Origin of the sequence: Mucilaginibacter sp. RCC_168 (assembly GCF_041355315.1) — a bacterium.
Lineage (GTDB): Bacteria > Bacteroidota > Bacteroidia > Sphingobacteriales > Sphingobacteriaceae > Mucilaginibacter.
In genome coordinates, this window is record NZ_JBFUPN010000015.1 from 151448 (window position 1) to 172824 (window position 21377).

Here is a 21377-nt window from a genome sequence, read left to right on the forward strand (position 1 = left end):
GTATCAGAACCCTCTCCTTTGGAGAGGGCAGGGTGAGGCTCTTACACAACAGGCTTAACTTCGACCTCAGCAGACGGCTGAATCTGGTTAAGCGACAATGGAATGAGTTTTTTGGTCTTGAGATAAGTGATACCTACAATAAGCATGGTCATGCTGCCGCCAAATATTACGGCAGGTACGGTGCCCAGCAAACGGGCCGCGGTTCCGGATTCAAAAGCACCGATCTCGTTGGATGAGCCAATGAACATCTGGTTTACGGCTGATACCCGGCCACGCATATGATCGGGCGTTAACAATTGCATAATGGTACCGCGGATAATTACGCTGATACTGTCAAAAGCACCCTCGGTAAATATGAAGAAAAGCGACAGATAAAAACTGCGCGATAAGCCAAAGCAAATGATACTTAAACCAAAGCCGGTAACCGCTATCAACAGATTGCGCCAGGGTTTACCCATGGGCGAAAACCGCGTCATCACCAGCATGGTGAGTACCGCGCCCAGTGATGCTGTGGCACGCATAATGCCCAAACCTTCGGCACCTACTTTCAGTATCTCATTGGCAAATACGGGCAGCAAAGCTACCGCGCCACCAAAAAATACCGAGAATAGGTCCAGACTCATAGCACCGATCATCATTTTATTATGGAACACAAAATGGATCCCTTCTGACAGGCTTTTCCAGATACTTTCTTTGGGCACAAAAACCGGCGGATATTTGCGCAGGAAAAAAACCAGCACCAATGATATCAGCAGAAAAAATATGATAACCGAGAATGTTGCCGTAATGCCACTTAGCCCAGGAACTATTTTACCGGCATAGCCATAGATCAATCCACCCGCTGCCGGCCCGACAATAGAAGCCACCTGCCAGCTGGAACTGCTCCAGGTACTGCCGTTAGGGTAAACCTCTTTGGGAATGCTATGCGCATAAACTGTAAAAGTAGCCGGGCCGTAAAAGGCACGGGCTATACCGTTACAAAATATCATGGCAAAAATAATGGGTACAATCCAGTCTTTGTGTATTATACCGTGCATGCTATCGAGCGTAACAGTAAACATCACCAGCGAAGTGAGGATCACCATAGCAAATATGATGAGCAGCATTTTTCGCTTTTCGGACTTATCGGCAATATAGCCGCCGTACAGCGCTATGCCTATGGCCGGTATAGCCTCGCAAAGACCTACCAGACCCAGGGCAAAAACACTTTTGGTGATCTGGTAAATATAGAAGCCGATAACAACGGCCTGCATTTGATAAGCAAAGGTGAAACAAAAGCGCATGCCAATGTAAGATCTGAAATCTTTGTATCGCAATGCTGCAAAGGAATCTACTTTCTGGGGTTTACTATCTCCGTCTTCGGTCACAGTGTTGTTTTAGATGTACTGCAAATTTACGATACCATTTTGGGATTATTAAATGCGATGGCAGGTTTTTTATTGGACAAATTAGGGTAATTGTCATCCTGAGCGATAGCGAAGGATCTTCTTCAGTATGAATGCTGTTCAATAGATGCTTCATTTTGGCCGCATAACAAAATTTGGTTTATGAGAGTATTATTTAGGTGGTTTATTTCTCATGGCGTTCCCTCCTGCGTCGGGGCAGGCTATCCGTTCATACTACTCAGGCCTTAGTCGCAAGGCCGGTATCCGCTGCTATCCTTAACGCAACCATAATAATTAAAAAGCCGGCTGTGGGGACACAGCCGGCGGGAAAAAAGATAAAGTTTTCATTTGATCAATTAAACCATCTGCACATCTGAAATCTGCACATCTACAACCCATGCTGATCTATCAGGTAAATAAACGCGGCCATGCCGGCGGCTCCCAGTTCCAGCTCGCGTTTATTTACGTTTTCAAACACATCATTCGGGGTATGGTGAATATCAAAATAACGTTGCGAATCCGGACGGTAACCGATCAACACCACACCTGGCAATTTTTCTTTCATCGGTTCAATATCGGTACCACTGCCGCCGATGGTTAGTTTATCAACCTCGTAAGGCTCCAGGATGGCTTTGTATTTATTGTTGATATTTTTGATAAAATCATTGGATACACCGTCAAAACTAAATCCGCGCGGGGTAAAACCGCCTTCATCTGTTTCTATGGCAGCAATGTGCTGTTCTTTATTTTGCGCGGCCAGCTCGGCGTATTTGGTGCCGCCTTTATGGCCGTTCTCCTCATTCATAAAAAATACAGCCCGTACCGAGTTTTTAGGACGATAGCCTATCGCTTTAAATATGCGCAGTACCTCGGCCGATTGCATGACGCCAGTACCGTCATCATGCGCGCCTTCGGCCAGATCCCATGAATCCAGATGACCGCCTACGCTGATAAATTTATTAGGGTTTTCGGTACCGGTCAACTCGCCGATCACGTTGTAAGATAATACATCGGGCAATAACTGGCAGTTTTGTTTAAAGTAAAATTTTATCAATGGCAGTTTACGCAAACGCAGCATATTGCTCAGTTTATCAGCGGCTTTTGTTGATATAGCAGCTGCAGGTATCAGCTGAGTGCCTGGGCCAGACAACGTAGCGCCGGTATGCGGATAATCGTCAATGCTTTCCGTCAAGGAGCGTACAATAACACCTACAGCGCCATATTTGGCTGCCGTGGCTGGTCCGATAAAACGCTGATCGCCGGCAGTACCATAGGCATGCCCGGTTTCGATGAAACGTGGATCAAACGGACGATTAAAGAAAACGATCTTGCCTTTGATCACGCTTTCGCCCAGTGTCTCCAGTTCTTTCAGACTCCGTATCTCTACCATATTGGCGGTGATACCTTCTTTGGGCGTAGCTATGGTCATTCCCAATGCAGCGATAGGCACAGGGATACGGGTTTTACCATCAATAATAAAAGCGGTCTCTTTTGCACCACGAACCCAATGCGGCACCATTACCTCTTGCAAATAAACTTTATCAAAGCCATAGCTTTCCATTAGCTTTTTGCTCCACTCCACCGCTTTTTGCGCGTTGGCCGAACCGCTTAGGCGCCCGCCAATATTTTTACACAGATAATGCAGGCTTTCATAGGCCTTGCCGTTTACAAGGGCCTCATCATAAATTTTACGAATAGTTAAGGAGTCCTGCGCTTGTAGCAGGGAAGCTGTAAAAAGTGCAGCCAGCACCAGGGAAAATTTCTTCATGTGATATTAAGATCAGTTTTAACAAATGTAATATTTTGAAGGAAAAAAGGAGTATGTGGATATCATTTCCGCTTTATATTCCCTTGCGCTCGTTTGCAACCACGAGTACAAGATTGATATTTTAAAGCATGTGTGCTCCGTTAGGAGCTACCCATTTGTAGTCAAATTCATGTTCGTATTTTATGCCTCGTAGAGGCTACCCTTATACAGCATAGCAGTTTATTTAGGGTTGCACCTACGGAGCAAAAGATATTTTACCTGGTATGCTACAAATAGGTAGCTCCTAACGGAGCATATCGCAATAAGAATCAATTCAATATATGTATAGCTAATATTTTATCTTCCCCACACCTGTGGTTATAAACAAACGCAAGGTATTACCTAACATGCTATCACGATATCTTATCCCAGCTTAAACCCGCATTTTTGGTTTCAAAGGCATGATGTAGCACCTGGTTTTCGGGGAGGGCCAGTTGAGGGTCCTTTTCGAAGATCTGTTCAACAATCTTGCGTACTTTGAATAATAATTCCTGGTCGGTAGCCAGGTTGGCTAATTTAAGATCGAGCACACCACTTTGCTGGGTGCCTTCCAGGTTGCCGGGACCACGCAATTGCAGATCGATCTCAGATATTTCAAAACCGTTATTGGTTTTTACCATGGTCTCGAGCCTGATTTTGCCATCGTGGCTCAGCTTGTGGCTGCTCATCAAAATACAGTAGGATTGCTCGGCCCCACGCCCTACCCTACCGCGCAGCTGGTGCAACTGCGACAGACCAAAACGCTCGGCATTTTCGATGATCATCACCGAGGCATTGGGCACGTTAACCCCTACCTCAATCACCGTAGTAGCTACCATAATCTGCGTTTCACCTTTGATAAATCGCTGCATTTCAAATTCCTTGTCGGCAGCCTTTAATTTACCGTGCACAATGCTGATGCGATAATCGGGCAGCGGAAACTCGCGCGACATCACCGCGATGCCGTCTTCCAGGTTTTTCAGATCGAGCTTTTCGCTTTCCTGTATCAGCGGGTATACCACGTAGATCTGCCGGCCCAGGGCTATTTCCCTTTTCATAAAGCCAAATACCCGCAGGCGCTGATTTTCATAAAAATGAAGCGTTTGGATAGGTTTACGGCCGGCCGGTAATTCGTCAATAACGGATACATCCAAGTCGCCATAAAGCGTCATGGCCAGTGTGCGGGGAATGGGTGTGGCTGTCATCACCAGTACATGCGGCGGTACAATATTTTTTCGCCATAGCTTGGCCCTTTGCTCCACACCAAAACGGTGCTGCTCATCAATCACCACAAAACCCAGGTTTTTGAACTGCACTTTATCCTCGATGAGGGCATGGGTACCTATGAGTATTTTAAGTTCGCCGCTTTCCAGCTTTTCGTGTAATATTTTCCTGTCCTTTTGTTTGGTGGAACCGGTGAGCAAGGACACCTCAATAAAATCGTCACCAACCAAACTTTTTACTGTTTGGTAATGCTGAGTGGCCAAAATCTCGGTGGGCGCCATGATACAGGCCTGGAAACCATTGTCAACCGCAATCAGCATGCTCATGAGCGCTACCACGGTTTTACCGCTGCCTACATCGCCCTGCAGCAGGCGGTTCATCTGTACACCACGCTGGGTATCCTGCCGTATCTCTTTAAGTACCCGTTTTTGTGGAGTAGTAAGCTCAAAAGGTAATTTATGGTGATAAAAATCATTAAAATAATGCCCAACAGACCCAAAAATATTGCCCTTGAATTTCTGTGTATGCAACAATTTGTTGCGCAATAATTTGAGTTGCAGCAAAAACAGTTCTTCAAATTTTAATCGCAGAATAGCTTCATTTAGTAAACGAGCATCAGCCGGAAAATGGATATTACGATAAGCCTCGGTCCGGCTGATGAGCTTGAATTTTTGGATAATGTACAGCGGCAAGTTCTCGCGGATATCGCGGGCATGTAGTTCCAGTAAAGTAGAAGTAATCTTCTGGATGCCTTTGCTGTCCAGCTGAAACTGCTTGAGTTTTTCGGTGGAGTTATATACCGGCTGCAGACTGGCATTGCCTTGTCGTTGCGCACCCGGCGAGTATACCTCCATTTCGGGATGCGCCATTTGGGCCTGTCCGTTAAAAAATCCGGGTTTACCAAAAACAACATATACCTGCCCGGGCACAATAGTTTTTTCGATCCAGTTGATACCTTTGAACCATACCAATTCCAGTAGGCCAGTATCATCTTTAGCCATAACTACCAGGCGTTTCGTATGCTTTTCGCCGACAACCTGTTTGTTCACAATACGTGCCAGCACCTGCACATAAGGCAGATCGGCCTGTATCTCTTTGATCTTATAAAAACGGGTTCGGTCGATATACCGGAACGGGAAATGCCGTAAAAGATCCTCGAAGTTAGCGAGCGCCAATTCTTTTTTCAACACCTCGGCGCGGGACTGGCCCACTCCTTTCAGATATACAAGCGGTGTTTGAAAAGGATCCATAGATAAAGCTCAATATTTTACCCACCGTCATTGCGAGAAACGAAGCAATCTCTACACTGGCAGGTCGGTCATTCAGGTCCCAAACTTTTCTGTTTGCTCTGTATAGCATAGAGAGATTGCTTCGTCCCTCGCAATGACGCGTAGTTTATGTTTGTTTTATTCCCAACGCTTCACGCCAGCAGACGGGAAGCGTTGAATGAGGCTCTTACTTTACAGCAATAACCGAGATCTCCACATTTACACCTTTGGGTAATGCAGATACTTGTACCGTTTCGCGGGCCGGGAAATTGGCGGTGAAATATTTTCCGTATACCTCATTCACCTGACCAAAATTACCCAGATCGGTTAAAAATATGCTGGTTTTTACAATGTTCTCAAAACCGATACCGGCCTCGGTTAAAATGGCTTTGATGTTTTCCATTACCATCACCGCCTCGTCGGTAATACCGGTGGTTACCAGTTCGCCGGTAACCGGGTTAAGGGGAATCTGGCCCGATACAAATACAAAGTTTCCGGCTACGGTAGCCTGGCTATATGGCCCGATAGGGGCCGGTGCGTTATTGGTGTTTATTATTGTCATCATTTTTTAAATATGAACACTTGTATCAGTTTGTAAATGATCCCCGCCAAAAACATAATAATAGCCAGCGCATTTATAAAATGCATAATGCGCAGGTTAATGTTGTTGGGTCTGTTAGGATCTTTCTTTCTGAAAAAATACATATCACAAAACTAATAAAAATTTGCCTCACCCAACCCTCTCCAAAGGAGAGGGCTTTGATTTGCTTATTAGCTATTTTTCATCTTGGAGATGGACATTGATCTTCTTTTATTTAAAATCAAATAGGTTGTTGTTACAATTGCAGCATATATACCAATTTGAGGCATCTTATAAACAAAATTCACTCCCCAGGACTGGCCTGTTGATTCCAGTATTAGTAAATTAATAGCCCTTAACACAATCCAGATTAATATGATTATGGCAGACGATGTAATCGACGTTCTAAATTTTTCAATCCAGAATATTTGAGGCATCAACACATAACTAATAAATACGATTAAAGGATAAAGCCAGGAAGGATGCGGTGCAAATCCAGCAAAGGAATATTGAACATATTCTGCACCTGAAAAAAAGCCAATGAAAAATTCCGTCAGAAAAATCATTGTAAATAATAAAGAGCCCAAAAGCAATGTAATATTAACAGCCTGAACCATCAATGATGCCTTCACTTTAAAAAGGCGAAAAATCAGCAGTATTGCGACCGCTATCAAAGTAGTATGAAATATGGCTGTTGTTATTAGGAGTCCTATGGCATTCAGCTGCATTTAACTTAACTTTTAGAGATTATCTGATCGGTTTAGGAAACACCGGCAAGCTCTCGTGCCCGTCTGCATCAACAGCCTGTACAGCGAAAAAGTAATTATCTTTTGAGTAGGCCAGCGTAGCCGCGGTATCGCTTACATAAAACTTGCGTTCCCAAAAGGCGCTGGTGGTTTCGCGCATGAGCACATAGTAGCCGGCAGGTTTTTTGCCGATAGCGGGGGCCTCCCAGGTTAGTTTTGTTTTATTGGTAAGGTCGCTGGTGATGATGCCTACATTTTGCGGGCGGGCTGGGGCCGAAGCCAGGTTAGCCAATACCGACAAGTTCATGCGTGCTACTTTTTGTACATAATTAAAATCAACAAAGTCGGGCAGGTCGCCGTAATCCACGCCGTTTTCGGTGCGGATGTTCTGGTGCTGACGGTTAAAATCTTCATTCATTTCAGTGAACCTCACCGCGCTGAAGCCTTGCTCCAGGAAAGGCAGGTGATCACCACCACGCAGGTAGCGGTCACGACGATAGATGAGTTTTACGTCCAGTTGGTCAACATAACGTTCACCGGTTTCCTTGGCATAGCGGGCCAGCTCACGCGAGGGGCTATCGTTTTCGCCACCTAATGATTTCAGTGCGGCCACCTGTTTATCCGTAGCATTGGTAGGTATACCATCGCTAAAAACACGCACGCTGCGGTTATCTTTCAGGTCGGTTTCCATACCATGGGTATTGCCTACAATATCATTATTGAGCATGGCATCTACATTCCAGTTTTCGGTTTTGGCACGTTTGGCCAGGTTGGCCGATCCATACAGGCCCTGCTCCTCGCCCACCACCGTTGCAAAAATAATGGTAGCCGGGAACGACCGTTTAGCCATCACCCTGGCCAGCTCCATGGACAGCGCTGTTCCTGATGCATCGTCATTGGCACCTGGTTCAACCCCATTGGCATCCATCACATCATTGATGCGCGAATCATAATGACCCGATACGATATATACCCGGGTATCTGTAGGATCTGTCCCCTTTAATATAGCCAGTACATTTTTAAGCTTTACGGGTTTATCAATCCGGGTTCCCTTTGGCTGGGTAAAAGTGTCGAACTGGACGGTCATCCTTCCGCCGGAGAGAGCGGCATATTTTTCCATTTCGGCTTTGATCCAGTTACGCGCCGCACCACTGCCTGTAGTTTTACTAGTGGTATCACTCAGGGTATGCCTGCTTTTAAAGGTTACCAGTTTGCGAATGGTAGCCTCGATATTTTTGGAAGATACTTCATCAACCATTTGTTTAATCCCCGCATCGGGTTTGATGATGGTTTGAGCCGCGGCGGGCAGGGATAATAAGAGAAGAATGAATAGTTTTAGGTGTTTCATGCGTTTTTGATGCTTTTATATTGGGAGACGCATGTGATGCGTCTCTACGTTTATTTTTTTGTAGAGACACATTACATGTGTCTCCTATTGACCATATTTATAAATATAAATTTTCAAATCCTTGCTTATTTAAAAGCCAATTTCCTGGATTATCATAAATATATTCCCGAATATTTTCATGTTCTTTTTCATCTCTTATCACTCTATCATAATAACGAGGCTGCCAGGCAAACTCAATGTTGTTTTTATCAGCATATTGTTTAATAGAGCCTTTATATCCTCTTAGTACTGATGCCAAGTTATTCTTTGCGCTCCAAATCTATTTGACTCCCAGGTAGATTTATCAGGTTTATTAAAGAATAATATCCCATGTAAGTGATCTGGCATAACAACAAAATCTCCAGGGATAACATATGGATAAAACTCTCCTATTTTCAACCAATTATCAGATGCAATTTCAGCTATTTTTGCTTTTCTCAGCATCGCAGTTTCTGAAATATCAGTTTGAATAATTTCGCCAAAGAATGGAATGCGATCTTTTGTACAGATGGTTACAAAATAAAGCCCATGTGATCCATAATCCCATCCCTCTAAACGCGGAGAGGAAATTCTGTACCTTTTTTGAAATTATCTTCCATATTTTATACCTGAATTCGGGAGACGCATGTGATGCGTCTCTACATTTTTTTCTTTGTAGAGACACATTACATGTGTCTCCTAATATGCTACAGAACCTATTCCTCTTCTTCCTCGCTCGCGGTTTGTAACATTTCGTCTGCTTGCTTAAAATTGCTTTTCACGAAATGACACCAGTCGCATTCTTTTTTACCGCAGCCGGTGTTAAAATCATGGGCCATTATTTTGGCATAGGTATCTTTGATCTGCCCGGTAACCACGTCCATATCATCAGGGGTGATCACAAATTTTTCGCGGTGATATTCGCCTTCACTTACCGGTTCTACAAAATCAAAAACGGTGCTTACCACTTCCCAATCATTGGTACGGTCATGGTCCACCAGTATCTTGTAGAAAACCCCCTGACGCCAGTAATCGCCGCCATTAGGAAAATCATTGGTAGGTCTTAACAGCTTGTCTTTGGCGTTTTTGAGTTTGCCCGTTTTGTAATCCACTACGGTTACATGCTTGCCATCAAACTCCATCTTATCCAGGTTACCTTTAATGGGCACACCTCCTATTTCAATATTTTTGATGGTGCGTTCGGTGATAGCTATCTTATTCCAATGGTTTACATTTTTTTCATAGTAAACTGGCAAGATCTTTTCGCCGTAGGCTACGCGCAATTTATATTCATCCTTGGTAAACGAATCCTTGTTGCGGGCCATATACCAGCGAAACTCATTCATAAACTGCTCGGTCGACAGGAACTCATTATCATTGTCCTTGAGCAATTTATAGGTTTTATTAAGCGCCCAATGCACCGCCTGCCCAAATGTAGCCGATGGACTTTTGCCCGATGGCACCCTGATCAAACACTGAAAATAAAACCGCAACGGGCAATCCAAATAACTGCTCAGGTGCGTTACCGACAGCGTATAGTTTTGCAGCAGCAGGTTGATGTAATTTTTATCCAGCAGCTCCACCTTTGGTTTTTCGGCCTCACTAAATTGGGTTGCATAAAACCCGAGCATGGCTTCTTCGGTCACCTTTGGATAGCGGACCTGCAGATCGGTGCTGGCCAGTATCTCGCCCACAAACTGACTTGCTTCCTGGTCTTTGGCCTTTTTATCTTTATTAGCATAGGAGATATAAAGATGCTGCTTAGCCCGGGTTATCGCTACATAAAACAACCTCCGGCCTTCTTCTTTTTGGGCGATATCATCGGAGGCGGCCTGGGTTAGCGTATCGGGGTAACTGAAGCCGGTGTTACGACCCTTACTATCCCAGGTACGCTTGTCGCAGCCTATAAAAAACACATGTTCAAACTCCAGGCCTTTGGAACCGTGAGCAGTTAAAAAGTTAACTCCATTATCTGAGAAGATCACCTGGTTCAGATCAAGCCTGATCCCGTTCTTCTTCATCAGTTCAATGGTGGCTATCAGCTCGGTGAGCTTAATTTCGGGGTTCTTACGACTTTCATCCTTCAGGAAATCAAAAAAACTGGTGAGCATTTGCATGTGGCCGCCCTTATCAGTCTGTTGCATAATGTAACGCAGTATCCCCATTTTGGCTATTACATCCTGAAAAAGCGCTTGCAAAGTTTTGCTCACGGCCGATTGCAGCAACTCATCAATATCATTAATAAGATACTTCATCGCGGTAACCTTATCCGGGGTAAAAAGGTCGGTTTGTGATGGGGAGCGTAACTCACTCACATAACGACGGATAGAAGTTTTGGGTTTATTGCCCGTTACGGCACCATAATTTTCTTTGGCTACTGCAATGCTGGCCTTGGCAATTTCAATGGGGGCGATGTTAAAAAAATCATAGTGCATGATCTCAAACAACAACTCATCGCCACTATAGGGTGAATCCAGTTCCATAGCCAGGTAGCGTAAGATGTTGATGATCTTTTCGCCGAAGGGCTGGGTCAGGATATCGATCTTGCGCTTGGTATTTACCGCAATCTTCTGAATGTCGAGATATTTGATCATCTCTTCCACCTGGCTGTGATTGCGATAGATCACCGCGATTTCGCCCGGCGGCGTACCCTTATCGATCAATGTTTTGATCTGTGCCGATACATTCACCAGCTCCTGGTCGGGGTTTTCGTATTCGTTGATCACCGGTTCCACAGTCAGCTCGGCAAAACGACTGTGCGAGGCGCGCAGCTCCTTATCCAGATTGAGCTGACTGGTTAACCTTTCAAAATTATTATTAATAAGGGCTCTTGAAATATCCAGGATATGCTGATTGGAGCGATAATTATGCTTCAATACCACGGTGTGCAGGGTATCCACATAATCGGTAGCAAAATCAAGGATGTTTTTCATATTGGCACCCTGAAATTTAAAGATAGACTGGTCATCATCACCTACTACAAAAACGTTAGGCACATCCCAGTAGCTTAGTAAAAACCGGAGCAACTCATTTTGCGAACCGCTGGTATCCTGAAACTCGTCAACCAAAATATACTGGTAGCGTTCCTGGTATTTACGCAGTATCTCTTCATTATCGCGGAAAGCTTTGAGCACCCAGATGATCATATCGTCATAATCATACCGGCCGCGGGCTTTCATCTTGGCATCGTAGTTTTTGTATTCACCTACAGCTGCCAGTAGTTTGCTCATAGTTTCATGGGCGGCATCAATATCTTTCTGTTTAGGGTCGCCAACTTTAATGCCGGTTTTAGCATTGGCCCGTTTGTACACAAACTCCTCACGATAGGGGATATCGTCCAGATATTCCTGAACAGCCCTTGTTATCATATCAACGTCCCAGTTTTCCCGTTTCATGGTTGAGAACAGATCTTTAAGACGCTTGGTATCGTAGTAAATATCTCCCGTAAAGCGTTTAAGCAAATGATCGTTCCCAAACTCATCAACCAGCTCACGGAACAGCATCGCCGATTCCAGATCAGATAATGATTCCAGGTTCAGTTTGCCAAAATATTCCAGGTTTTCCTGGATAATCTCGTTACAAAAAGCATGAAAGGTATATATGTTGATGCGATAGGCATCAGGACCAATAAATTCAAACAGGCGTTTACGCATGGCCACCGCCCCGGCATCGGTATAGGTAAGGCACAGTATCTCACTGGGCAGGGCGTCGGTATCGGTTAATATTTTACCTATCCTGGCGGCCAGTATCTGTGTTTTGCCCGTACCCGGTCCTGCCACTACCAGTACCGGCCCATCCATTTTATTAACAGCAGCTAACTGCTCGGGGTTTAATCCGGCCAAAGCCGCTTGAAATTTATCGTTATATTTATGAAGATTTGATTGCATATTGTTTAGTAAAGATAAGAAAGGAAGGGCGGGATGACAATTGATAAGATAAATGTTGCTTTTTTCTTATAAATAAACCAACAATCTGTCTTAAGTACCTAACATGGATATTATACATTAATATTTTTTAACTTTGTTAAAAGTAGAATATATGCGTACCTCACAAATTAAAAAACAACTGCATAATTATATAGAAACTGCGGAAAATGATAAATTGAAAGCCATATATACTTTGTTACAAGATGAAATTTCCGAAAATCATGAGCTTACCAAAGCTCAAAGAGATGAGTTGGATAAGAGATTTAATGATCATCAAAACGGGATCGGCCACTCATTTACCTGGGATGAAACTTTAGCTATGGCAAAACAGGCTTTATTAAAATAAGCCCGTTTCTGATGAGCTATGATTTAAAAATTCGACAAGAAGCATCACAGGAATTCGCAAACGCTTTTGTCTGGTACGAAGAACAGCAACAAGACTTGGGTGCAATATTTGAAACATCTGTAAAAAGAAAGCTAAATCAGATTTGTAAAAATCCATACCACTATAAAGCTGAATATAATCAATTTCATCAGGCGTTAACAGAAAAATCCCCTTTTTTAATTGTTTATACTATTGATGAAAACTTAAAACAGGTTCTGATCATTGCAATATTTCATATCAGCCGAAATCCAAACAAGAAATTCAGAAAATAAAACTTTTATTCCTACTGCAAACCCAGCCCTGCACCAGTAGGGAAAGACGTATTTACACTCACCGGCAATTTACCCGTTGGCTTTAGTGTGCCGGCAATTACTTTGGCTGCCGACCTTTGCAGTTCCGGACTCATTTGATAACATACCATTAGTGCATTGCTTTTCTCGATGCCAGGCAAACCGGCAATAGTGTAAGCATTAGCAAAAACACTCATTACTACACCTTTGCGGGCAGCAAGGTCGGTTATCATTTGGCGTACGTCACTGCTGTAATCCAGTTTACTTTGCGGGCGCAAACGGGTATCATGTATGCCTACAATTACCTGGTTATATTGCTTTACCCAGTTCATGATATTTCGCACTTCTATTGCCGGAGCATTTTTAGCCACGATAAATATGCGGCAATTCGGAAAACTTTTAGCTACTTCCTGCTGAAAAACGGTAGGCGCTTCAACCCCTATGCTCACGATGGCTGTTTTCAGGAACGGGTTCAGCTTCAGCGCCGCCGAGTTACCTTTTAACAAAGTTACAGAGGCATCACTCAACTGCTGTACCAGGTCCTTCGCAGTCTGGCGATTCAAGTCTTCACTTAAATTTACCGGTGAAACCTGTGGCCGGCGGTTAAGACCTGCCCAGTATTTAGCCGCCAGTACCTTCTTTACTTTAGTTTGAAATTCTTCCTGACTGATCAAACCTTTACGTATGGCCCGGCGGATGAGCTTAACAGCGCGATCTGAATTTTCTGATAATTCAATAATATCAATACCCGCCAAAAAAGCTTTTACATCGGCCTCGCCGTTAGGAAAATATTTGGTAACCCCTTTCATCTCCATAGCATCGGATACCACCAGGCCTTTAAACCTTAATGAATCTTTAAGAACACCCGTTACGATGGGGCGCGACAAGGTTGATGGTAAGCGTTTAGTACTATCCAGTGCAGGGATGCTCATATGTGCTATCATTACACCGCTGATGCCCGCATTAATAGCCTCCCGAAAAGGATATTCCTCGAGCGAATCCAGGCGGGCACGATTGTAGGGCAACAAAGGCAGATCAAAATGCGAATCGACATTGGTATCGCCATGCCCCGGAAAGTGTTTGGCCGTGGTGAGCAAACCGGCATCCTGCATACCTTTAAAATAGGCTATCCCTTTTTTGGCCACATTATACATATTATCGCCAAAGGACCGATAATTGATCACCGGGTTATTGGGATTGTTGTTGACATCCATATCGGGCCCAAAGTTAATCTGGATCCCCAGGCGCTTAAAATCATAAGCTACCTGTTGCCCCATTTTGTATATCAGGTTATTATCCTGTATGGCACCCAGCGTCATTTGGTAGGGGTATGATATGGTAGAATCCAGGCGCATGCCCAGGCCCCATTCACCATCCATAGAAATAAGCAAAGGTACCTGTGCCAGCCTTTGGTATTTATTAACCAGGGTAGCCTGTCTGCCTGGGCCGCCCTGAAAAAACACCAGACCGCCAATCTGCTCTTCATTAATTACCCGGGCTACCGAATCTTCATAGGCTTTGCCTTTATTGGTATGCGCCCTTACAAAAAGCAACTGGGCCACCCTTTGTTTGCGGCTTAGTTTGTTATACACAGAATCAACCCAGCGGTTCTGTGTATTCAGGCTTTGTATATAGCTTGTCTTTTGGGCGAAAGCATTAACCGCAATAAAATGAAGTGCTATAATTAAAGTGCGGCAAACACCGTTATTGAATTTTGGCATGGTTCAAATGTAGTATAAAATAGTATTGGGTAATCAGCAACAAGTATCGGGATTTTTGAAGATTTCATGAAGAAATACAACTCTCCTGATGTTTAACACGAATTATTGGATATTCAAAATAAACCTTTGTATAAATTTTCAATCTATACATGTATAAATTAAATTAATTAAGGAACAGTTACAGATCCTATTCATAAAACACAAACATCTGTAATTGGTTCTGCTACCGTTAAAAACAAATAAAAAATGAAAAAATTTATCTTTTTTGCAATATGTTTATTTGCAGCCGGCGCTGCCAGCGCGCAAAACTATAATGGCCCTTACCGCAGGCCACCACGCCGCTATGTAAGGCATGAACAACGCAGACCATATAATGAGAATCAGATCAAAGTGGGTTTTACCGCTGGTCTCAACGTTGCAAATTCGCTTGATGCTTATGATTCCCGTTTTAGCTCAAACAGTATTGCGGCCTTCAATGTGGGACTTACACTGGATGTTCCTGTTACAAATTATTTTTCATTCGCACCCGAAGTATTATTTTCGCAAAAGGGGTACAGTGCCGACCTTGAAAATGCCCATTTTACCGAACGTACCAACTATATCGACGTTCCCTTACTGGCAAAATTCAAGATCGTACCTGGATTTAATTTCTTAATCGGCCCTCAGCTTACCTTTTTAACTTCGCAAAGAGACACCTACCGTGACTTTGGCACCAATGTAGAAACCCGCTATGATGGGCACGAAGGTGATCAAAGTTATGTTGCCGGTGTTGTAGGCCTTAGTTTTGATATTAACCGCAATGTGGAGATCAGGGGCCGTTACAACATTGACCTTTCCAGGAACAGCTCTAATGAAGCCGACCTACCCGATTTTCGTAACCAGGTTTGGCAAATTGGCTTAGGATTTAAGTTTCAATAAATTGCATATTATTAAACATTTTCCTGCAAAAATGACACAAAATGCTGTAGCAAACCTACAGCATTTTGCGTATTTATGGTTTTAGCGCATAACAAAAACTCGCGTAAAGAGTTATTTAACTTAATTAACTATTAATATAGCTTACATTTGCCATTTCCCTATGATATCTGTAATTATTTGTTCGGCCAATAAAAATCTCCTTAAGCAAGTAAGTGAAAATATTTCAGCAACCATCGGTGTTCCATATGAAATTATTGCCACCGATAACAGCGATGGCCAACAGGGAATCTGCTCCGTTTACAATAGGGGAATTTTAAAGGCCCGGTATGATATTTTATGCTTCATGCACGAAGACGTGCTGATTAAAACCGATAACTGGGGGCAAAAAACCGTTCAATTATTTCATAACGATCCGGAGTTAGGCTTAGTTGGTGTTGCCGGCAGTAGCTATAAACCTGTTACACCTTCTGGCTGGGGAGGCACAGGCATTGACACTACCTATACTAACTTATTACAATCATTTAAGTATAAGGAAAAGAAAACCAAACATATTAATCGCAATCCTAACAACGAGTCAATATCCGAGGTAGCTTGTGTTGATGGAGTGTGGCTTTGCACCACCAGAAAAATTGCGAGAGAAATCATGTTTGATGAAAATACCTTCTGGGGTTTCCACGGATATGACATCGATTTTTCTTTATCGGTTGGCCAAAAATATAAGGTTGCTGTTACGTTTGAGGTTTTACTCGACCATCTTTCGGAAGGACGGTACGACGGTACATGGATGAAAGAAAATTTAAAACTGCATGATAAATGGAGCAAACATTTACCTGTAAATATTGAACCGCTTACCCCCAGGCAGGTTATTTATATCGAAAAAAACACATTTAAAGCCTTTATAGAGCAACTGATTAAATTTGAATATCCCATTTCTACAGCATTCAATATGCTTTGGAAGAATAACAAATTCTTAGCGCTTGATCTGAAGCTTTTCCTGAAGCTGAATTTTTATATCCTTAAAAAATATCTCACTTTAGATAAGACCAGACTAAATAGCAAACAACTTGCAGATGGTTAAATTTCGTATCCGTAGGCTTTAAAAAACGGGCGCCAGAAATCAATATGCTTATCCCAGGCATGGCATCCGAAAGGTAAATGGCCATTACTTATTTTTAAAGCTTTTTCGGGACGGGTTTCAAAGGCAAATCCTAAGGCTTTTTTCAATTTCGGTATCTTGAGTTGTTTCTTTTTACGGTTGAGTTCAATACTCCAAAAAATATCCTCGTTAAACCAGGAGTGCCGTAATGAGCAGTAATAATCTATAAGTGATTTGTATTGAATACAATATTTGGTAAACACTTCGGTTTTTCTGAGTGAAAACCCTCCGTTACCTACTCTGCCGGCCAGTTGCTTACCAATTTTGGGCATACCATCCTTGTACTTTACATTGTATCTTACATAGAGGTAATTCTTGATCCGGCTTATGAATTCATCAAAAATATTGGAGGGGTCTTTAACGGCAAACCAGGGAGCACCTATATAATCATATCCCTCAACGCACCAGCAATCCAACTGATCTGTAAATACAAAGGCATCCAGCTGATAAATAAGCATGTATTCATACTCGCGGAAACTTTCATAAAAACTGGCCGATAACATCAGACGGTTGTAACCATGTATGTCTTCAAAATAATGATCGTCAAATGATATCATTGAAAATTTGATATCATCAATCTTGAAATCAATTTCCAGGCTTTTGGGTTTCACCAATACCATGTTATATTTTGATAACACGGCCTGGCACTGCATGAGCGCAATTTTTTCATACGCTGATAATTCGAGCTTATAAACCGGAATAACAATAACTGCACTGTTCATTATTGTAAAGATTAATTTAACTTTTACCTGCTATTTATTAATCGGCATTAAAAGTTTGCATATCTATCAGTTTCTTGTACAGCCCGTTGTTTTGCAATAGTTCGAGGTGTGAGCCCTGCTCAACTACGCAGCCTTTCTCCAATACAATAATAATATCGGCATTTTGTATCGTGCTGAGGCGGTGTGCTATGATAAGCGAAGTACGGTTTTTCATCAAATTGTTTAACGCGTCCTGCACCAGTTTTTCAGATTCGGTATCCAATGCTGAGGTAGCTTCATCAAGCAGCATAATAGGTGGGTTGTTCAATACAGCCCGGGCAATACAGATCCGTTGCCGCTGCCCGCCCGAAAGTTTTGTCCCTCTGTCGCCTGTATTGGTCTGGTAGCCTTTTTCCGTTTCCATGATAAAATTATGGGCATTGGCAATCCGCGCGGCAGCTTCAACCTCTTCTTGCGTTACCCCTGTTTTGCCAAAGGCTATGTTATTAAATATGGTGTCATTAAACAATATCGACTCCTGGTTCACAATCCCCATTTGTGCCCTTAATGATTCCATAGTAACCGCTTGTATATTGATACCATCAATATATATAGTACCCATCTGTGGTTCAATAAACCGGGGCAACAGATCCATCAGGGTTGATTTACCTCCGCCTGACGGGCCAACCAAGGCTACCGTTTTACCTTTAGGTATTTCGAGATTGAGATTGTTCAGTACATATTTATCCGGTTCCGGGTCAACGCCCTTGTAATTTGGCTCAACCTTGTTTTTATACGCAAAAGATACGTTTTCAAATCTTACACTTTTGCTAAAATCAGTTATTGCTACGGCATCAGGAGCATCTGTTATTTGTGGCTTTTCATCAATAAGTGCCAGCACGCGTTCACCGGCAGCTATGCCGGAATGGATATTACTGAACGAATCAGATATGGCCTTTGCCGGACGCATTACCTGCGAAAACATGGCAATATAAATGATGAATTTTTCGGCGGTTAATGAACCTGTATGATTGATGATCAATGAACCGCCGTATAAAACTATACCCGAAACCATCAAAACTCCTAAAAATTCAGAAACCGGCGATGCCATTTGCTGCCTTTTAGCCATGGAACGGGTAATCCTGGAATACTCTTCGTTTTCATGGTTAAACCTGTTTTTGATAAAAGGTATCGCGTTAAAAGCCTTTATAATTTTTATGCCGGATAAGGCTTCGTCCAGATAGCTGATCATGTTACCATAAGTTTGCTGCGACTCCACTGCCTGCTCTTTCAAACGTTTAACTATCCTTGAAATAATAAATGCTGAAACTGGAATAATAAGCATGGAAAATAAAGTAAGCTTTACCGAAATAGCGAATAATGCTACCAGATAGGCTATAAGCTGAAAAGGCTCCTTAAATGCTACCTGGAGAGTACCTGTAACCGAAAATTGCACTACTTGTACATCGGCAGCAATTTTTGAAATGATATCACCTTTGCGCTCATTGCTAAAATAGCCGAGGTGCAGGTTCATAACATTATTAAAAACAGTTCGCCTTAAATTTAAAAGAGTATAAATCCGTAAGCTCTCCATGATCCGTTGCGAAAAATACCGGAATACGTTGCTTAGTAATACTGAAACTACAATGGCCACGCAAACAAACTTTAAAGCACCTAAAGTACCATATTGCTGGTTGGCAAAATGCGCATAATAGTTAAAGTTCTCCAACAGATCAATCCAATGTTCTGGTTTTTTCAATACCTGTCCGGCAGGTACCGGGTTAAAAATTGTTTTTAGCAGTGGCGCCAGTAAAGCAAGATTAAGTGTATTAAATATCACCGAAAATATAGTACATACAATATATGGAACGGCAAACTTACCGATAGGTCTGGCAAAGGAAAGAAGTCTGAAATAAGTCTTCATTTAAAATTTTATAAGAGTGCAAAAGTAACTATATGCGAGCAATATTTATTGATGTTGTTTTGATGAGCCTCATGTACTTTAAAACCACTATTTTTCAGCGTGCAATACATCATTTGCGCAACCCGATTTTTAAACTTACCTGATTTAATTAATCGAATTGTATTTTTACAATTCAATTGATCAAATAGGCGTGCAAAATACCCACACAAAAATTAACGTAATCATTGTTACTTATAATGCAGCTAAAACGCTACAAAAATGCCTCAACAGCATTTATAGTCAGCAGTACCCCACCATTGACATTATTATAATTGATGGTAAAAGCACAGATGGAACCGTGCAATTGCTGCAAAATAATACCCAGCGCATAGCCTATTGGAAAAGTGAGCCAGACAATGGCATATATGACGCAATGAATAAAGCTGTAAAGCAGCTTACAGGCGACTGGGTTTATTTTTTAGGCGCTGACGATGAGCTATTTCCGGAGTTTTCTGATATGGCACAGGAGTTAAATGACCCTCATGTGATATACTATGGCAATGTTTTATCTGATGGCATCAAAAGATCTGGCGAGGTAAGCCCGTATTACATGGCCAAAGGCGGCATTTATCATCAGGCCATTATTTACCCCAAAGCTGTTTTTGATAAATATCAGTTTAATACCAAATATAAAATTGCAGCCGATTATGCCCTGAATATGCAATGCTATAAAGACAAAGCTTTTAATTTTGTCTACAAGGATCATATCATTGCCAAATTTAACCATCTGGGTGTATCTGGAACTGAAGTAGACGGACCATTTGAAAAAGATAAAACAGCTTTAATATTAAAAAACTTTGGCTACAAAATTGGGCTCCGCTATATATTCAGGCTGTTGAAAGCTACTTTGAAAGGGGGTTAATTAACCGGCAATACACTTGTCGTATAACTCCAGGTATTGTTTTGCTGTTTGTTCCCAAGTAAATTTACCTGCGTGCTGTTTTATAGTTTCTGATAGTTTCCTTTCCTGAAATTCATGCATTCCTCTTGTTAAAACATGCTGCATAGCTTCAGGTTCAAAGCTGTCAAAATACCAGGCTGCGTCGCCACCAATTTCGGGCAGCGAGGTATACCGGGATAAAAAAACCGGTTTTCCAAGATGCATCGCTTCTATAACAGGTAAACCAAAGCCCTCTGCCAAAGACGGGAACACAAAAGCCGAACAATGCTGGTAATACCATGCTTTATCCTCATCACTTACCGGGCCGGTAATTTTGACCCTGTTAAGGCAGCCGTATTTCTCAGCCTCGGCCATGATCTTATTTTTATAAGGGCTATCAATTCCGGCTATCACCAGTTCCAGATCATTATCTTGCAAAAGGGCCGGCAAAACATGAAAATTCTTTTTCGCCGATAGTATACCAATGGTAAATAGAAATGGTTTTTGCGGCTGATAAACAGGGGCATGTCCATCTATAGATTCCGGCTTATCGGCACCGTTGTAGATGACGCTAAGCTTATCTTTAGTCTGTGGGAAATGAGTTAAAATTTCACCGGCAACAAAATTTGATATAGTTACAATATGATCACAGGAGTCAATATACCCTCTCAGTCTGGTCATATATTCGTTACGTTTTTGAGGCGACCAGCTTTCTTCATACAATTGATTAAGGTCATGTATGGTCAGTATTTTTTTACCGCTAAATTTTTGCGGTTTTAGCCTGCAAAACTGATCGGTAAAATGTATAACGTTGAAGTTGTTGCGTTTAGGAAACACTAACTTATGCAATGGAACGCGTTTAATTAACTTAACATCACCACCGGTAAAGTAACTTTCGGCGGTTTTATCAATGTAATAATTAAGCTTAAAATTATGGTTATTTTCCTTAATCAACGCTTTACCCAGGCTTTTGCCAAAATGAAATAACCCCGTGTTGGGATATTTCATAGAATCGAGGGTTACCAATACAGTTGATTTACTCATAAGCGTTGATTTATCCGGGCGTATCGAAAATTAATCTA

19 protein-coding genes are annotated in these 21377 nt (G+C 42.4%); 5 read left to right on the top strand and 14 right to left on the bottom strand.

Going from position 1 to position 21377, the window contains the following annotated elements; genetic code table 11:
• Nucleotides 1-41 precede the first annotated feature (41 nt).
• From AB6735_RS15905 to AB6735_RS15950, 10 genes are all read right to left on the bottom strand, one after another.
• Nucleotides 42-1367: an MFS transporter gene (locus AB6735_RS15905; protein ID WP_370996833.1), complete on the bottom strand. Its 1326-nt coding sequence runs from the start codon at nt 1365-1367 to the stop codon at nt 42-44.
• Between the two features lie 406 nt (nt 1368-1773).
• Nucleotides 1774-3153 carry a M20/M25/M40 family metallo-hydrolase gene (locus tag AB6735_RS15910; RefSeq protein WP_370996834.1) on the bottom strand — a complete coding sequence of 460 codons (1380 nt, stop codon included), beginning with the start codon at nt 3151-3153 and terminating at the stop codon, nt 1774-1776.
• 392 nt (nt 3154-3545) lie between these two features.
• Complete coding sequence (recG, locus tag AB6735_RS15915; protein ID WP_370996835.1) at nt 3546-5645, bottom strand: ATP-dependent DNA helicase RecG; 2100 nt, start codon at nt 5643-5645, stop codon at nt 3546-3548.
• Between the two features lie 205 nt (nt 5646-5850).
• Nucleotides 5851-6228 carry a RidA family protein gene (locus AB6735_RS15920; protein ID WP_370996836.1) on the bottom strand — a complete coding sequence of 126 codons (378 nt, stop codon included), beginning with the start codon at nt 6226-6228 and terminating at the stop codon, nt 5851-5853.
• A complete protein-coding gene (locus AB6735_RS15925; RefSeq protein WP_370996837.1) occupies nt 6225-6368 on the bottom strand; it encodes a DUF6728 family protein in 144 nt (47 codons plus the stop codon). Before AB6735_RS15925 ends, AB6735_RS15920 begins: the two co-directional genes overlap by 4 nt.
• Before the next feature lie 66 nt (nt 6369-6434).
• Nucleotides 6435-6971 (bottom strand): hypothetical protein, encoded by a 537-nt coding sequence (locus tag AB6735_RS15930; protein ID WP_370996838.1) that lies wholly within the window; start codon nt 6969-6971, stop codon nt 6435-6437.
• Between the two features lie 19 nt (nt 6972-6990).
• The gene (locus AB6735_RS15935; RefSeq protein ID WP_370996839.1) at nt 6991-8337 is read right to left on the bottom strand and encodes a M28 family peptidase; all 1347 of its coding nucleotides are present in this window, start codon (nt 8335-8337) and stop codon (nt 6991-6993) included.
• Between the two features lie 97 nt (nt 8338-8434).
• Nucleotides 8435-8635, bottom strand: coding sequence for a hypothetical protein (locus AB6735_RS15940; protein WP_370996840.1), 201 nt, complete (start codon nt 8633-8635; stop codon nt 8435-8437).
• Nucleotides 8620-8820, bottom strand: coding sequence for a hypothetical protein (locus AB6735_RS15945; protein ID WP_370996841.1), 201 nt, complete (start codon nt 8818-8820; stop codon nt 8620-8622). The genes AB6735_RS15940 and AB6735_RS15945 overlap by 16 nt, the downstream gene beginning before the upstream one ends.
• A 251-nt stretch (nt 8821-9071) precedes the next feature.
• Nucleotides 9072-12242 carry an ATP-dependent helicase gene (locus tag AB6735_RS15950; protein ID WP_370996842.1) on the bottom strand — a complete coding sequence of 1057 codons (3171 nt, stop codon included), beginning with the start codon at nt 12240-12242 and terminating at the stop codon, nt 9072-9074.
• 151 nt (nt 12243-12393) lie between these two features.
• On the opposite strand from AB6735_RS15950, the gene AB6735_RS15955 reads away from it, so the two are divergent.
• On the top strand, nt 12394-12627 hold the full coding sequence (locus AB6735_RS15955; RefSeq protein WP_370996843.1) for an addiction module protein: 234 nt from the start codon (nt 12394-12396) through the stop codon (nt 12625-12627).
• A gap of 11 nt (nt 12628-12638) precedes the next feature.
• Entirely contained in the window at nt 12639-12938 is a 300-nt protein-coding gene (locus tag AB6735_RS15960) for a type II toxin-antitoxin system RelE/ParE family toxin (RefSeq protein WP_370996844.1), read from the top strand.
• Nucleotides 12939-12949: 11 nt separating this feature from the next.
• On the opposite strand, the gene AB6735_RS15965 is transcribed toward AB6735_RS15960, so the two are convergent.
• Nucleotides 12950-14677 carry a glycoside hydrolase family 3 protein gene (locus AB6735_RS15965; protein ID WP_370996845.1) on the bottom strand — a complete coding sequence of 576 codons (1728 nt, stop codon included), beginning with the start codon at nt 14675-14677 and terminating at the stop codon, nt 12950-12952.
• Between the two features lie 246 nt (nt 14678-14923).
• On the opposite strand from AB6735_RS15965, the gene AB6735_RS15970 reads away from it, so the two are divergent.
• Both AB6735_RS15970 and AB6735_RS15975 read left to right on the top strand, forming a co-directional pair.
• On the top strand, nt 14924-15595 hold the full coding sequence (locus AB6735_RS15970; RefSeq protein ID WP_370996846.1) for a porin family protein: 672 nt from the start codon (nt 14924-14926) through the stop codon (nt 15593-15595).
• A gap of 160 nt (nt 15596-15755) precedes the next feature.
• On the top strand, nt 15756-16673 hold the full coding sequence (locus AB6735_RS15975) for a glycosyltransferase (RefSeq protein WP_370996847.1): 918 nt from the start codon (nt 15756-15758) through the stop codon (nt 16671-16673).
• On the opposite strand, the gene AB6735_RS15980 is transcribed toward AB6735_RS15975, so the two are convergent.
• On the bottom strand, nt 16670-17473 hold the full coding sequence (locus AB6735_RS15980) for a DUF5672 family protein (RefSeq protein WP_370996848.1): 804 nt from the start codon (nt 17471-17473) through the stop codon (nt 16670-16672). The genes AB6735_RS15975 and AB6735_RS15980 overlap by 4 nt on opposite strands.
• Before the next feature lie 37 nt (nt 17474-17510).
• A complete protein-coding gene (locus AB6735_RS15985) occupies nt 17511-19376 on the bottom strand; it encodes an ABC transporter ATP-binding protein (RefSeq protein WP_370996849.1) in 1866 nt (621 codons plus the stop codon).
• Between the two features lie 190 nt (nt 19377-19566).
• On the opposite strand from AB6735_RS15985, the gene AB6735_RS15990 reads away from it, so the two are divergent.
• Entirely contained in the window at nt 19567-20277 is a 711-nt protein-coding gene (locus tag AB6735_RS15990; protein ID WP_370996850.1) for a glycosyltransferase family 2 protein, read from the top strand.
• On the opposite strand, the gene AB6735_RS15995 is transcribed toward AB6735_RS15990, so the two are convergent.
• The gene (locus AB6735_RS15995; RefSeq protein WP_370996851.1) at nt 20278-21339 is read right to left on the bottom strand and encodes a glycosyltransferase family 4 protein; all 1062 of its coding nucleotides are present in this window, start codon (nt 21337-21339) and stop codon (nt 20278-20280) included.
• Nucleotides 21340-21377 lie beyond the last annotated feature (38 nt).